Genomic DNA, 15,286 nt, shown 5'->3' with positions numbered 1-15,286 from the left:
CCCGAAGGGCGCGGCCTGAAGGGCCCATCTGCTGCGCTTTGTCGCTAGGAAAGGGAGCCACCCTGCCCGTCGCGACAAAACACAACAGCTGCACCCTTCAGGCCACGCTGAGCATGCAAGGGGCTTCTCAACAGCCTGTCGGGCCGCCTGTGGCGCGGACTCTATTGGCCACGGCGATTGCCGTGGTGTGTGGCCAGCTTCACGCACAAAGCGGGGAGCCCAACGAGATCGAAACGGTGCGCGTTATCGGTCAGGCGGCCAGTACCGACCGGGCGCTCAGTGAGCAGCGTGCGGCCGATAATATTGAAAGCAAGGTGCGGGCAGATGATATCGGGGACTTCCCGGACAACAACGTGTCCGAGTCCCTGCAGCGGATGCCGGGTGTCTCTATTGAACGGGATCAGGGTGAGGGGCGTTTTGTTCGGGTGCGTGGTGTGGCCCCGGATCTTAATGCGGTTAACGTCAATGGCATTCAGGTGCCGGCGCCCGAGGCCGGACGCCGCGCCGTGGCGCTGGATGTGATCCCTGCAGATTTGCTGGAGTCCCTGACCGTGGTCAAGACCCTGACCCCGGACATGGACGGCAACTCGCTGGGGGGCACGGTGGAGGTTGAGACCCTGTCAGCGTTTGACCGCGATGGCCTGTTTTATTCCGTCAGTGGCGCCGGCAGCTACGACGAGCACACCGATCAGACCAGTCCAGAATTCGCCGTGGCAGCCAGCAACCAGTTTTCACTGGGCGGCGGGGAAAAGAATCTTGGTGTGGCCGGTGCCGTGAGCTGGGGCAAACGCGATTTCGGGTCTGACAACGTGGAAACGGGCGGCGCCTGGGATTTTGATGATAACAATGCCCTGGAAGAATTCGAGCAGCGCGATTACATGATTACCCGCGAGCGGCTGGGTATGGCGCTGAACGTCGATTACCTGCTCAGTGATGACACCAGCCTGTATCTGCGCACTTTGCACAGTGAATTCCGGGATGAAGAAATTCGTCAGGCTAATGTTTTCGCCTTTGACTCTGCCCAGCAACCGGGGCAGACCGGCGTTACCGAAGTGGAAAAAGAACTGAAGGACCGTGAAGAAACCCAGGATATTTCGTCTTTCGTTCTCGGTGGACAGCACGTATCCGGGGAATGGACCACGGATTTTCGTGCAGGTTACAGCACGGCGCAGGAAGACGAGCCCCGCCATGCGGACAGCACCGTGTTCGTGGCGGACTTCACCGATGGGGGCTATCAGGGCCACCGCAAGCCTTCAGCGCTGTATCCCACGGGTTTCTATGACGACAGCAACTTCGATCTGGATGAGATTGAAGTGACGGAAGGCAAAACAACGGATGAGCAGGTCGATGTGGCGCTGGACTTTACCCGTGACCTGTACTGGAACGATAACCCGGCATCGATCAAGTTCGGCACCAAAGCCAGCCAGCGCACCAAAGACAGCGATGTGAATGTCTGGACCTATGGTCCCAGTGCCAGTCTGGCGGATCATGCCACCGATGTGGATTACGAGCTCGGCAACTTTGGTTCGGGCATTGATCCGGATTCCATTGACGGTTTGATTGCCGGCCCCGGTCAGTACGAAGATATCGCGTCGGCTATTGAAGACTACGAGATGTCGGAAGATCGTCAGGCGGCGTATCTGATGGGCACCGTGGATATTCAGCAACTGCGTATTCTTGCCGGTGTACGTTATGAGCGACTGGACTTCGAGGCGGACGGTTTCGGCGATGACAACGGCACCATCACAGCCAGTCATTACGACAACGATGAAGATCACTGGCTGCCGGCGCTGCACCTGCGCTATCAGCTGACCAACGATACGCTGGTGCGTTCTGCCTTTACCCGCAGTGTTGTACGGCCCACCTTTGAGCAGCTTTCTCCCGGGTTTGAAATTGATGGCAGTGAGGCCAGCTTTGGCAACCCGGCATTGAAATCACTGGAATCCAATAACCTGGATCTGGGCATCGAGCATTACATGGGCCGTGCTGGTGTGGTGTCGGCGTTTGCGTTCTACAAGGACATCAAGAACTTTGCCTACCTGACAGACAAGGGGGGCACGCCGGGTTACACCGCTTTTGATGATGCGGAGACCTTCGAGAATGGCAATGATGCGAGTCTCTACGGCATTGAGCTGGCCTACTCCAAACAGTTCAGCGAGTTACCTGCGCCCTTCAACGGCCTGCTGATGGGGGCGAATGCCACCTTGGTGGATTCCTCCGCCGAAATTGAAAGTTACGATGAAGGTAGCGGTACCACCTTCCGTCGTGACATCGCCTTGCCCAGTCAGTCCGATGTCACCGGTAACCTGATGGTCGGGTATGAAACCCAAAAGCTGAGCTTGCGTCTGGCGGCCAATTACACCGGCAAGTTCCTGCAGGAGGTCAGTGATTCGATGGACAAGCGCTATGACATCTACACGGATGATCACATCCAGCTGGACTTCAACGGGTATTACTTCCTGACCGATAACCTGCAGCTGACATTTGAAGCGATCAACATCAATGATGAACCTTTCTATGCCTACACCGGGAAGGAAAAGTTCAACGCACAATACGAAGAGTATGGCCCCACGTTCAAGCTGGGTCTTGCACTGAAAAGCCTTTAATCAGGCGGGCCGGGGGCGTGTTTCCCGGTCCTTTTTTTGTCTGAAGGATGCATATGATGAATATCAAACCATGGGCTTTCGCATTGCTGGTGGTGATGGCGGGCTGCCAGGTGGAGAGCCCGGCGGCTCCCTCTTTGGCAGAGAAAGACTGGCAAAAAGAAACCTCACTGGGGCAGCCAAAAGGACTCTGGGTACAGGATGACCATGTGGTGACCGTGGATGCCAACGGCAATCTGGTCAGCGGTCAGCTCACCCTGGCCGAGGGGCAGTTTGAAGGCGTTGAAGGCCGTGTGGATGACAAGGGCGTTGTGCAACTGGTGACGGTGGATACCGCCAGCAATGAGGCAGTGCTGTTCACCCGGCATCAGGGGCAGTGGCAACTGGCCCAGAGAGTGCCGGCCCCCGAGTATGAAATCACCGGGTTCTGTCTGTATCAGGATAGCCAGTCGTTACTGTCGGTGTACCTGCTGGATGAGCGCGGCGGCGCTGACCAGTGGTTGCTGGGGGCGGCGGACAAGGCGTTGCCCGTGCGTCATCTGGTGTTGCCCCCGGGGGTGGAAAGTTGTGCCGTGGATGATGACAGCGCCAGCCTGTATGTAGCGGAAGAGTCTGTCGGTCTGTGGCGCTATCACGCGGACCCGGAGCGGGATGCCGAGCGTCAGTTGCTGGATCGCCTGGCTCCCCACGGCAACATTGCCGAAAACGCCAGTGCGGTGGCCGTGCTGCCCGGTGGGGTGGCACTGGTAGACAAGGAGGCTGGGGCGGTCAATCTGTACCTGGCCGATGGCCGTCTGCAACAACGTTTCGCTGTCCCTGTGCTGGACGAACCGGAGACCCTGGTAGTGACGCAGCAAGGGGAGCGTCTTGCCCTGTATGCCGTGGATGATGGTGACAAGGGCGTGCAAAGCGTGATGCTGTCCTGGCCCCATGCCGCACAACCCGGCATCACCCTGCCGGTAGTGTTGCCCACAGCACAAACCGATAGTGTCGAGCGCTATGGTGATGCCGCCGATGACCCGGCCATCTGGGTGCACCCGACGTCGCCGGCTGACAGTCTGATTCTTGGCACAGACAAGAAGGCGGGTTTGTATGTGTACGATTTGCAGGGCCGCACCCGTCAGTTTCTGGAAGTCGGCAGACTGAACAATGTGGATCTGCGTTACGGTATCGATGTGGCCGGGCGGCGCTGGGACATTGCCGTTGCCACTAATCGTGATCACAACAGCCTGCATCTTTTCCTGATCGATCCGGCCAGTGGCAAGGTGCAGGAAGCGGGTCAGATCGCCACCGGCATGAAGGACATTTATGGCATCTGCCTGTATCAGGACGATCAGCGGTTGTATGCCTTTGCAAATGACAAGAGTGGTGTGATCGAGCAGTGGCAGTTGCTGGGAGGGGACAGCATCACCGGTAAACGCGTGCGCGAACTGAAGGTGGCAAGCCAGCCGGAAGGGTGTGTGGCCGATGAGCAACAACAGCGCCTGTTTGTGGGTGAAGAAGATCGCGCGGTGTGGGTCTTCGCTGCCGGCGCAGATCAGCCGGTGACCGCCACCGAGGTCAAGGCTGCCGGAGAGGTACTGGTTGACGATATTGAAGGCCTGGCCTTGTATCAGGCCGATGACAGGAACTGGCTGGTGGTCTCCAGTCAGGGAGATAACAGCTATGTCATTCTGGAAGCAGACAGCCCGTATGCGGTGGTCGGTAAATTCCGTATCGGCATGAACCCTGAGGCCGGCGTGGACGGTGCCTCCGAAACCGATGGCCTGGAAGTCACCTCGGCAAATCTGGGAGGGGTTTATCAAAAAGGGATGTTGGTGGTCCAGGATGGTCGCAATCGTCTTCCCGATGCGCCACAGAACTACAAGATCGTGGCGTGGAAAGACATTGAGGCGATGTTGGAAAAGCCTTGAGCTACGAGCTGCAACGCGGGGCGGAATCTGGTGGTGATGTTGAACGCCTCGACCGCGCCGAAACCTTTGGCGCGGGCAGGGCCTGGCAAAACCTGCAGGCCCCGTCCGCGACTCATAGCTCACAGCTCATAGCTGCTCTTACTCTTATTCCCAGCCCGCCAGTACCAGTTTGCCGATGGTGCTGCCGGACTCCAGCCGGCGGTGGGCTTCTTTCAGATTGTTGGCGTTGATGGGGCCAAGGCCTTCGCTCACGGTAGTCTGAATGACGCCCTTGTCGACCAGTGTCGCCAGCTCGGCGAGACGGTCACCCTGCTGCTGCATCCTCCGGCCAAACAGCGGCCGGGTGAACATGAACTCCCAGCTAAAGCGGGCACTCTTCGGTTTCAGGGGATTCAGGTCCAGGGGGCCGCGGGCATCGACGATGGCACAGATGCCGCCAAGGGGGGCCACCGCCTGACAGGCCGCCTGCCAGTAATCATCCAGATTCTGGGTCACGAAGATGCCATCCATCTGGCCATCGCTGACGGCATCCAGTTGCGGTTGTAGCGGTTGACGGTAATCCACCAGATGATGGGCGCCCATGGCGTCGCACCAATTGGCGGACTGCTCCCTGCCGGCAGTGGCAATGACCGTCAGGCCAAAATAGCGGGCTGCCAGTTGAATGGCGATGGAGCCGACGCCCCCGGCCCCGCCAATGATCAGCAAGGTCTTGCCCTGACACTCGCCAGGGCGGAAGCCCAGCTGGTCTTCCAGAGCCTCCCAGGCGGTCAGCGCCGTCAGTGGCAAGGCTGCGGCTTCCTGCATGCCAAGGCTGTCCGGTTTGCGGCTGACCAATCGCTCGTCCACACACTGGTATTGGGCATTGCTGCCTTGCCGTTGCGCGCTGCCGGCATACCAGACCCGGTCGCCTGCCTTGAAGTTTTCCACCTCGCTACCCACTGCCTCGACGATGCCGGCTGCATCAAAACCCAATACCCGGTAACCGGGCTGTTCCAGCGGCCGTTGCCGTAATTTGGTATCAATAGGATTAACGGAAATGGCCTGAACCGAGACCAGCAGGTCTCTGGGGCCCGGGGAAGGCAGGTCCAGCTGGATGTCTTCCAGAGCGTGAATGTCGTCGATGGCGCGGGGCTGATTGAATCCAATGGCTTTCATTGACTGCCTCTGAGGGGTAACCGAAACACACAAGAATTTGGCACAAGATGCCGTGCAGACTATGCCACAGTATAACGGTGTCTGCCGTTGGACCTTTGGCAGTGTTGGGAGAGCAGGAGTTCAGATGAATTTTGAAGAATACAGGGCGTTTGATGCCATGGGGCTGGCCGAGTTGATCCAGAAAGGCGAGGTCACGCCCGCAGAGTTGCTGGAAGTGGCCATTGCGCGCGCGGAAGCCGTGAACCCGCAATTGAATGGCTTGATTATTCCCCTCTATGACATGGCCCGGGAGCGGGCGGGGACGACATTAAGCGGCCCGCTGGCAGGGGTGCCCATGTTGGTGAAAGACCTGTTTCAGGAAATCGGCGGCGCTCCCTGCTATCAGGGTAACAAGGCCCGCAAGGCCAGAGACATTAAGGCCGACGTGGATTCCACCCTGGTGGCGCGCTGGAAACAGGCCGGGCTGGTGCCTTTTGGTCGAACCAACACGCCAGAGTTTGGCGCCAAGGGAATCACCGAGCCGGACTCCTTCGGCCCGGCACGCAATCCCTGGAACCCGGACCATACCCCGGGGGGCTCTTCCGGCGGGTCCGCGGCCATGGTGGCGGCTGGCGTGGTGCCGGTGGCTGGAGCCAACGATGGCGGAGGCAGTATCCGTATTCCGGCGGCCTGTTGCGGGCTGTTCGGCTTGAAGCCCGGGCGTGGACGGACCCCGTGGGGGCCGCATTTCACTGAGGCCATGCACGGTATTGCGGTCAATCATGTGTTGACTCGCTCGGTGCGCGACAGTGCCTTGCTGCTGGATATCGCGCAGGGTGATGAGCGTGGCAGTCTGTTCCGGATCGCTCCTCCTGAGCAGGCCTATGCGCTGTCTGCGGCCAGCCGCCCGGGCAAGCTGCGCATCGGGTTTTCCACCCGTTCCCCACTGGGAACGGAGGTCAGCCCGGAAGCGGTGCGGGCAGTGGAAAACACCGTGGCGTTGCTGCGTGATCTGGGCCATGAGGTGGAAGAGGCCGAGCCGCAGATGGATGCCCGCCAGATGTGCATGGACTGGCTCAGCGTCTGGTTTGGGCAGTGCGCGGCGGAAGTGGACGAGGTGAAAGAACTCACCGGTTGTGGCGATGAGGGGTTCGAGCTGGACACGCTGGCCATCGCCGCCTTTGGTCGTGCCACTCCGGCCCACGAATACGTGAAATGCCAGACCCGCTGGCAGGGCTACATGATTGCGCTGGATGCGTTTCTGGCGCGCTATGACTTCTGGCTGACGCCAACGCTGGCATTGCCGCCCGCCGAGATTGGTGCCATGGCCACGCCTCCGTGGCAACAGGCCGCGCTGAAGATGGTGCTGAAAGTGGGGGCGGAAAAGCTGCTCATGAAGAGCGGCATGATTGAGCAGATGGCGCTGGAAAACTTCAAGTACATGCCTTTCACCCAGTTCGCCAACGTGACTGGCGTGCCGGCCATGTCGGTGCCGCTGCACTGGACCGAGGCAGGCCTGCCGTTAGGCTCGCAATTTGTTGGCGGCCACGGCGATGAAGGCAAGTTGCTGGCGTTAGCGGCTCAGCTGGAAGAGGCGGAACCCTGGTTTAACAAGGTGCCGATGTAGCCTGAGCCATGGCCCTTGCCGCGTTATCCTTCTGCCGCCGCCATGGCGGCAGGAGAACGGGCCAGATAAGCCAGCGCCTGCTCCGTATCCCCTTCGTGGATCGGATGGAAGCGCGGGGATACCCAGCGGGCGGTGGCGCGTACCAGAAAGGAGAAGGTGGGAACATTTTCTGTCTGCTTGCCCACCCGCTGCAGTTGCAGTAACAGCTGAGGGATCAGTTTGCGGCCGATCTTGCGGGTTTCCGGGTCCGGGTCCTGTTTTGCCAGGCTGCGAGCCCCTTCGGAAATAAAGTAGACAAACAGCGGGAACACAATGGCCATCAACGCCTGACGACTGACGTAAAAGCCCAGCTGGGTACGGCAAAGGTGCTCGAACAGGTCGTAGGCGACAGTGCGATGTTCCACCTCTTCCGCCAGATGCCACTTGAACAGGTCGACCATGGTGGCATCGCCGTTGCGCTCCCAGCTTTCGTTATCCATGGCCCATTGGCCAAGCACGCCGGTGAAGTGTTCGATCGCCGCGATCACCCCGACCCGGAACACCAGCCACTGTTTTTTCCACATATCCCGTTGCAGCATCTTCATGCCGAACGGGGCCTCGCCCAGGAAGGTGCCGAACAGCCACTCGATACGAGTCACATACGCTTCCACGCTCAGGCCGTGGGCTTCCAGATAGCTTTGTGCCTTGCTGTGGGCGCGGGAATGGATGGCTTCCTGGCGGATGAAGCCCTGTACGTCTTCACGCAAGGCATCGTCCGTGACCATGGGCAATGCCTGGTTATACACACGGCAAAACCACAGCTCGCCAGCTGGCAGCAGCATATGAATGCCGTTGATCACATGGGTCGAAAACGGATCATCCCGGAGCCAGTGCAGGGGGGTATTGGCAAAATCGAACTGCACTTTGCGGGGCAGGATTTGATGACGCTGTGTGCGGGTCATGGCGTAGCTCTCAGTTTGCTTTCCCGGTTCCTGATCATGCCGGGCGTTTGGGGTGCCCCGACCAGATGGTGATGCAAGAAAGCTACAATGCAACTGTATCATTAGTCAATGTAATGGTTTGGCCTCATATTCCCTTGCCGGGAGCGTTGTGGTCATAGGACTGGAAAGTGAAAGAAATTCAGTAATGCTCAGGGGCCTTACAAAATTTACGAATTGAATCTTCTTCACATTTGTAAATGGTTCTCATCATCAATAATACTGCGCGGCGATTTTAATCAGACGACGCAGGTAGTTGAGATGAAAAAGGGGTATGGGGCGCCGTTGCTGGCAGGCCTGGTAGCAGGGGGCTGGGCAATGCCGGCCATGGCAGAAGAGAATCAGGCCCATGAGCTGGGCTCGGTAAAGGTGGTGTCGGCTGCGGGTTACGAGCAGAAAATAACCGATGCGCCCGCCAGTATTTCCGTTATCAGTCAGGAGGAGCTACACAGCCGGCCCTTTACCTCCGCGATTGATGCGGTACGTGAGCTGGAAGGGGTTGATGTGGGTGAGACCCGCGACAAGACCGGCCAGTCCACCATCTCCATGCGTGGCATGGGCGCTGATTACACCCTGATCCTGATCGACGGTCGTCGTCAGAATAACCACGGCGATATTTACCCCAACAATTTCGGGGGTAACCAGTTCAACCATATCCCGCCACTGGAAGCGATCGAACGCATCGAAGTGATCCGTGGCCCGGCCTCCACCTTGTACGGTGCCGACGCCATGGGCGGGGTGATCAACATCATCACCAAGAAGAATTACACCCGTTGGGGTGGCGGCATCAATGTGACTCGCACCCTGCAAGAGCATGACGAGTACGGTGATTCCAGCACGACGGACTTTTCTGTCTCCGGCCCACTGGGTGACCAGTTTGGTCTGGCCGTACGCGGCAGCCTTTACGATCAGGATGCATCCAACCCGGAATATGCACCGGTAACGGACCCCAATGGGGTGGTGCAAGAGCGTGAGCTGGGCTTCGGCGCGGGTGGTCGTACTGTTGACAATGAGGACACGGCGCTCGGTTTCACCCTGCGTTGGACCCCCACGGATAATCAACGCATTTCGCTGGACTACGATAACTCTGTCCAGACCTATGACAACTCGGAAAGCCAGCTGGGTACCCACGACAGCCCAGAAAGGTTGCCTCGCGCCGGTTATGCAGAAGACCAGGAGTTTACCCGTGAGCAAATCGCTCTGACCCATGAAGGTGAATGGGGCTTCGGTTTCAGCAATGTGTCCCTGACGTATCTGGCTACAAATAACGAAGGTCGCACCATGCCGCTGTCTGCAGCTGAGCGTGCCGAGTATGACGACATCATCGCCAACAATGCCGACTGTGTAGCGGATGCGGGCAGTGATGCCTGTTTGGCGGTGCTTGGGTCCACTTTCCTGCCGCGCCCGCAGCGCAAGCTGGAAAGCAATGAGCTGCGCCTGGACGGCAAGCTGGATATGCCGGTCAATGATCAGCATCTGGTTGTGGTGGGTACACAGATCTTGCGTGGCGAACTGGAAGACGGCGTGTTCGGGTTGGAGGGAGGAGACCCCGGCGAAGTGTCGGAAAATAATTTCTGGGCACTCTACGCCGAAGATAACTGGACGATCGTTGAACCATTTACCCTTACGACAGGGGTACGCTACGACAACCACGAAACCTTTGGTGACCAAATCAGCCCTCGCCTGTATGGGGTTTACCAGGTGCGGCCTGGCTGGACGGTGAAAGGCGGCGTGAGCACGGGTTACAAAACTCCGAAGACCACTGACCTGTATGACGGGATTACCGGTTTTGGCGGACAAGGCACTCGCCCTTGGGTGGGTAACCCGGACCTTGAGCCGGAAACCAGTGTGAACTCGGAAATTGCCTTGTACTGGGAAAGTCCGAATCGTCACAACGCCAACATCACTCTCTTCCAGAACGACTTCAAGGACAAGATTTCCCGTCAGGATAGTCAGCTGTGTTCTGCCACCGGTGGCCAGAAACCCTGTGTGGATCTGGGTAGTTATGAGTCGGTTGGCGGCATCGTGACGCAGCCGGTGAATGTGGACAAGGCTGTCATCAAGGGTGTTGAGGTAGCAGGTCGCTACCAGATCTCACCCCGCTGGTCCCTGCGTGCCAACTACACCTATATCGACAGTGAGCAGAAGAGTGGTGACGCCAAAGGTTACCCGCTGACGGGCAGTGCGCGGCACATGCTCAACGGTACACTGGATTGGCAGACCACCCAGAAGTTCGGCATGTTCCTGACAGTGGAAGGCCGCCACGATCGCTTCCGTGGCTTCGGCCGCAGTGGTCTGAACACCGATGCCAGCGGTGGCGAGTACTGGAAAGATTATGAAATTTACCACTTGGGGGCACGCCTGATGCTCAACGAGTCGGTGACGCTGCACGCCCGTGTGAACAACCTGCTGGACGAAGACTTTACGACCTACGATGTGGGCTTCGTGGATGACGGTTCCGGTGGCTACGACGTGGAATACTACGACGACTACAACAACAAGGATGCCCGTCGTAATTTCTGGATCGGCCTGCAAGCAATTTTCTGATCCGCACACCGCCCCTTGGGGGCGGTGTTACTCGCAAGGCGCGACAGGGAAGCCTGCCGTGCCTTGCTTGTGAATTGCGGCCTCACGCCGCTGGGTCAAAATGCAGCCTTGTGGCTTCAGTTGCTGATGGTAGAGGCACTGCTGGTGTTAACGGCACCTTTCAGCGAATGGATCTTGTCCACTTCTACCACGCTGCGGCCATCATCATGCTCCACTTCACCGGTGAAGTTCACCCGGGTGCCGGCTTTAAGTGGCCGGTCGGCGGTAAGCTTGTCATCCAGCTCAATTTCAATCTGGCCCTTGCGGTCACGCAGCAAATAACGCTCGTCACCGAGTGACTGGACTATCTCGCCTTCCATGCGGACCTGGGTACCTTCCTTGATGCCCTGATTAATGGCAGCGCTGTCGCTCTCGATAATGTCTCCAGCGGTTACGGTCGCCGCGGCGCCCATCAGTACAGAAGCAATAATCAGTTTTTTCATGAGTCATCCTCCTTGGTTGATGTCTCATGGAATTAGTGGGCGTAATGGGCAGAGATGTTCCTGATATTTGTAAAAGCAGGGTTAAAGTCCCAGGGGTAGCCACAGGGTTACAACGGATGGGCATTGAAGGTGTGCCAGAACAAGGTAGGACCAGGTTGTTGTTGGCTTATCGCAGAAAAGGCCGCAAAGGCCTTGCCGCTGTAGGTGTCTTCGACCAGGAGTCCCTGACGGGCGGCCTGCGTTTTGGCCTGTCGGGTCAGCTCAGAGGCCTGCCCATACCCTTTGCCCAGATAGTTGTCGTGCCAGTGCAGCAGGTGTGGGTTCAGCTCGCCGGGCTCGCCAAGTTGCTGCCAGGCAGTGTGGGCCATGCCCAGCGTCAGGCGTGCATTACAAACCGAAAACGGGCCGAGTCGTGTTGGGGCTACTTGCACGGCATGAATACGGGTGTTGAGGCCGCTGATCTGACTGCCCACCAGCAAGCCAGCGGCCGTGGCGCAGGACCCCGCAGCCACAACCAGTGCCGCAGGTGCCGGGCAGAGCCCCTCGTCGATCTGCTGTTTGAGTTCCAGCATGGCGTTGACATAGCCCAGGGTCGCCACCGGGTTGGAACAGCCTGCGTAGAGAAAGTAGTAACCGCGCTTAAGACGGCCGGGGTGCAGATACCAACCGAGGGCGGCACCAAGGAGACTGCCCCGGTCGTGCAGTCTGGCGCCGGCCTGTTGCATGGCCAGGCGGTTTTGCCTGACCACTGGTGAGTCCGGTTGCGGGAAGGTGAAGATGTCGCATTGCAGTCCTTCGTTCCGGCAGAGCAGGCTGGTGGCCAGTCCCGCATTGGTGCCGGTGGCGCCCAGGGTGACGACGGTGTGGGCATCTTCACGGCGAATGTCCGGGAGTATCCATTCCAGCTTGCGCAGCTTGTTGCCGCCGTAAGGGCGGGCACTGATGTCATCGCGTTTGACCCAGCAATTTGCACCGATACCAGGCAGGGGTTCCACTGCAGTGGGGAGCGAGCAGAGTGCACTGGGCTTAAGTATCGACAGCTCCGGGAAACGCTCCAGCAGTGGCCACGGCATCACGCACCCTCGCCCTGGGGCAGTGGTGGCCACCACTGGCGAATGGCCTGATCTTCCCAGACCGCCAGATCACCAAATTGCAGCATGACAAACTCGCTTTGGGTGGGGCGGAAGAAAATCTGGTCGTCCGGGGTCAGGGCCGTCTCGGGGCTGCCGTTGTACATCATCTGATTGGTGCTGGCACCGTAGACACCGTTGGTCTGAATACCAGCGGGAGACACTGGATGGGCTTTCCAGTAGCCCCCATAGATAAAGTAGGTACGCTGACGATTGGGATCCCAGCGCTGCCAGGCGTCACCCAGGGGAATGGGCCCGGGGAGGTTCAGCCCGTCCATGGCCTTGATCACGGGAGCGGCAATGAACACCGCTGGAGTAAAGGCATCCAGGGAGGGCAGATCGAAATCGCTGGCCTTCACCAGACAAGAGCCGGCGCTGAGTTCGTTGACCACGGTGCTGTCGTCGTACAAGGCCAGGGTGGGGCTGCCAGCACCGTTAAAGCACAGTGATTGGGTCTGGTATTGCGGTGCCTGCTGGTATAGCCGATCAATGAACGACTGATAACGACGCTCGGTATGGCGATGGCCTTCTTCGGCACTTTCGATAAAGCCGGGCAGCTTGCCCACGTGAGCGTCATAGCCCATGAAGCCGCTGAACTGCAGATGCCTGGGGTGGGCATGGATCAGCGCAAGCAGGGCGTCCAGTTGTGATGGGTCGCCAAGGCCGCCACGGTGCAGCCCCACATCGATTTCCACATTGATGCGCATGGGCTGGTCGAGCTCCCGTGCCAGGGCCAGGTATTGTTCCAGACGCGGCAGGCTGTCGATCAACCACTGCAGTTGCAGGCTCGGGTCAAAGCGATGGGCTTCGCCCAGCTCCTGATAAAACCGACGGGCAGCCTGTATCGGCATGGGTTTGCCCAGCAGCATGTCGCAGCCCGGCTCGGCGTCGGCCAGGGCATTCATGAATGGTTGGTGGAACAGCATTACCCGCTGGCTGCCAGTATGGGTCATGACCTCCTGAATCAGGGGCACACTGGGCAGGGATTTGGCCACAATCCGGAAGTTGCACCCACTGGGTATCATGCTCATCAGGGTGCGGCAGTTGTCGGCGAGTCGTTGTCGGTCGATCAGCATCAGTGGACGGCCGGGCCCTGCGCTTTTCAGGGTGTCATTCAATTGCTGGAAGTAACGGTCATGGGCAGCACCACGGTTGTCTGGTCGCAGCAGCCAGCCCCCCGCCGCCAGGGCGCCCAGCCCGATCAACACTCCACGACGTTTCATGTGTTCTCCCCGGTTTGCCCAGGCTTGTGCCTGGTTCATCCTTGCCATGACCACAGGAACAAGCGGCCAATGGGCGTGGCGTACAGTGTTATGCAAACAACCGCTTCAGGTGTGCATTCAGCATTCGGCCTTGCGGGTCCAGTTCCTTGCGCACCTGTTGGAAGCGATCAAACGCCGGGTACAGCTCGGCCAGTTCGTCGCGCCCCAGACTGTGCAGTTTGCCCCAGTGTGGCCGGCCCTGATAGCGGCGCAGAATGGGTTCCACCGGCTGGAAAACCTTCTGGTAGTCCTGGGCGAAATACTGGTGGATGGAGAGGCTGGCGCCGGGGCGCTGGTGGTACATGGACAGTAACCGATCGTCTTCGGCCACGTAACGGAACTCGATAGGGAAGAACACATTGATGTCTTCCTTGCGCAGGGTGTCGCAGACCTCTTCGAGGCAAGCGATGCCGTCCTCGGCGGGGACGGTGTACTCCATCTCGTTGAAGCGCACGGTGCGCCGGTTGGCGAACACGGTGTGGGAGGGGCCAGTGAAGGTGCTGTCTTCCACAAACAGGGTGACCAGCTTTTGCAGGCTGGGGGTCAGCCAGCCGGCATGCATGGCCAGTTTGGAGACCAGCTCCAGCAGCTCGTTGTCATCTTCCCGGGCAGGGCTGTCCTCGGGATCGTCGGTGATCTCCATGGTCTTGATGATGGCCTGTTCACCGAGCGGAAAGGCAAAAAACTCGATGTGACGAAAGCGATCTTTTTCCTTTTCCACAAAGTCCATAGCCTCACGCAGAGGCAAGGTCCAGGTGTGCTCCTTGAGCCGGTAAGCGGGGGCATGGCGAAAGGTAATGTCGGTGACAATCCCCAGGGCGCCGACACTGCAGCAGGCGGCGAGGAAGCGGTCGCCATCACTGTGGTCCAGCGTCAGGCTGTCGCCATTGGGCAGCATCAGGCGAAGGCTCTCCACCTGCCCGGACAGGCTGGTGAGTCCGGTGCCGGTGCCGTGGGTGCTGGTGGCAATGGCGCCGGCCAGCGACTGCAGGTTGATATCGGGCTCATTGAGAAAACTGTGACCCAGGCTGTGGGCCTGGGCGCTGGCCATGGCCAGCCGGGTGCCGCCGCCCCAGGTAAAGCGTTCGCCGTCTTGCTGGCGCAGTCCGGCCATGGCTTCCAGCGAAATCAGGGTATCGTCCGTGGGCACCACGGCGCTGAACGAATGGCTGCCACCAAATGCACGCAGGCCTGCGTCACTGGCGGTGACGGCGTTGCGTAATGCCGCTTCATCACGGGGAAACAGCAATTGAGCGGGGTTGGCGGTCTGGTTCCCGGACCAGTTCTGCCACTTGGCAGCGGGCTCGGACTCTTGTGCCATCAGTCGCTGGGGCGCCAGCGCACCCACTGCACCCGCGCTACCCAGCGCCTTCAGAAAACCGCGTCGATCAATGGAATCAAACAGTGCCATGCGCCATCCTTGTTCTTATTTGGCACGATCGTACAATAAAGGCGGTTAACAGTGAATAGTTAACAGTGAACAGCGGCGCGATTGCGCGTCGTTGTTATTGCGATGAAAGTGCCCGCGACGTGAATTTGGGGCTGCCTCACGCGTTAAAAAGCAAAGAAAAAACGTGACACGTTATGCGGCTCGCGCAGCCTTCACTGTTC

Annotated in this window: 10 protein-coding genes; 4 read left to right on the top strand and 6 right to left on the bottom strand. The window is 59.1% G+C overall.

The window, feature by feature from the left end; all coding sequences use genetic code 11:
• Window positions 1-113: 113 nt before the first annotated feature.
• A complete protein-coding gene (locus tag Q672_RS29915; protein ID WP_052017529.1) occupies window positions 114-2,606 on the top strand; it encodes a TonB-dependent receptor in 2,493 nt (830 codons plus the stop codon).
• Between the two features lie 56 nt (window positions 2,607-2,662).
• Window positions 2,663-4,516, top strand: a complete 1,854-nt coding sequence (locus Q672_RS29910) for a phytase (protein ID WP_022986209.1) — start codon at window positions 2,663-2,665, stop codon at window positions 4,514-4,516.
• A 144-nt stretch (window positions 4,517-4,660) separates the two neighbouring features.
• Here the strand turns inward: Q672_RS29910 and Q672_RS29905 are convergent, their stop codons facing one another.
• Entirely contained in the window at window positions 4,661-5,671 is a 1,011-nt protein-coding gene (locus tag Q672_RS29905; protein WP_022986208.1) for a zinc-binding alcohol dehydrogenase family protein, read from the bottom strand.
• 124 nt (window positions 5,672-5,795) lie between these two features.
• On the opposite strand from Q672_RS29905, the gene Q672_RS29900 reads away from it, so the two are divergent.
• The gene (locus Q672_RS29900) at window positions 5,796-7,277 is read left to right on the top strand and encodes an amidase (RefSeq protein WP_022986207.1); all 1,482 of its coding nucleotides are present in this window, start codon (window positions 5,796-5,798) and stop codon (window positions 7,275-7,277) included.
• 23 nt (window positions 7,278-7,300) lie between these two features.
• On the opposite strand, the gene Q672_RS29895 is transcribed toward Q672_RS29900, so the two are convergent.
• Entirely contained in the window at window positions 7,301-8,218 is a 918-nt protein-coding gene (locus Q672_RS29895) for a metal-dependent hydrolase (RefSeq protein ID WP_022986206.1), read from the bottom strand.
• Between the two features lie 297 nt (window positions 8,219-8,515).
• Between Q672_RS29895 and Q672_RS29890 the strand changes: the two genes are divergently transcribed.
• A complete protein-coding gene (locus tag Q672_RS29890) occupies window positions 8,516-10,801 on the top strand; it encodes a TonB-dependent receptor domain-containing protein (RefSeq protein ID WP_022986205.1) in 2,286 nt (761 codons plus the stop codon).
• A 116-nt stretch (window positions 10,802-10,917) separates the two neighbouring features.
• Here the strand turns inward: Q672_RS29890 and Q672_RS29885 are convergent, their stop codons facing one another.
• The 4 genes from Q672_RS29885 to Q672_RS29875 form a co-directional block, all read right to left on the bottom strand.
• Entirely contained in the window at window positions 10,918-11,283 is a 366-nt protein-coding gene (locus Q672_RS29885) for a NirD/YgiW/YdeI family stress tolerance protein (protein WP_022986204.1), read from the bottom strand.
• Window positions 11,284-11,390: 107 nt separating this feature from the next.
• Entirely contained in the window at window positions 11,391-12,356 is a 966-nt protein-coding gene (locus Q672_RS0117335; protein WP_022986203.1) for a 1-aminocyclopropane-1-carboxylate deaminase/D-cysteine desulfhydrase, read from the bottom strand.
• Window positions 12,356-13,636 (bottom strand): DSD1 family PLP-dependent enzyme, encoded by a 1,281-nt coding sequence (locus Q672_RS29880; RefSeq protein ID WP_022986202.1) that lies wholly within the window; start codon window positions 13,634-13,636, stop codon window positions 12,356-12,358. Before Q672_RS29880 ends, Q672_RS0117335 begins: the two co-directional genes overlap by 1 nt.
• Window positions 13,637-13,724: 88 nt before the next feature.
• The gene (locus Q672_RS29875; RefSeq protein ID WP_022986201.1) at window positions 13,725-15,086 is read right to left on the bottom strand and encodes a D-arabinono-1,4-lactone oxidase; all 1,362 of its coding nucleotides are present in this window, start codon (window positions 15,084-15,086) and stop codon (window positions 13,725-13,727) included.
• Between the last annotated feature and the right edge of the window lie 200 nt (window positions 15,087-15,286).

This window comes from Alcanivorax sp. P2S70, assembly GCF_000475295.1.
Lineage (GTDB): Bacteria > Pseudomonadota > Gammaproteobacteria > Pseudomonadales > Alcanivoracaceae > Alcanivorax > Alcanivorax profundi.
The sequence above is the reverse complement of the archived record's forward strand: the minus strand, read 5'-3'. Positions and strand labels throughout refer to the sequence as shown.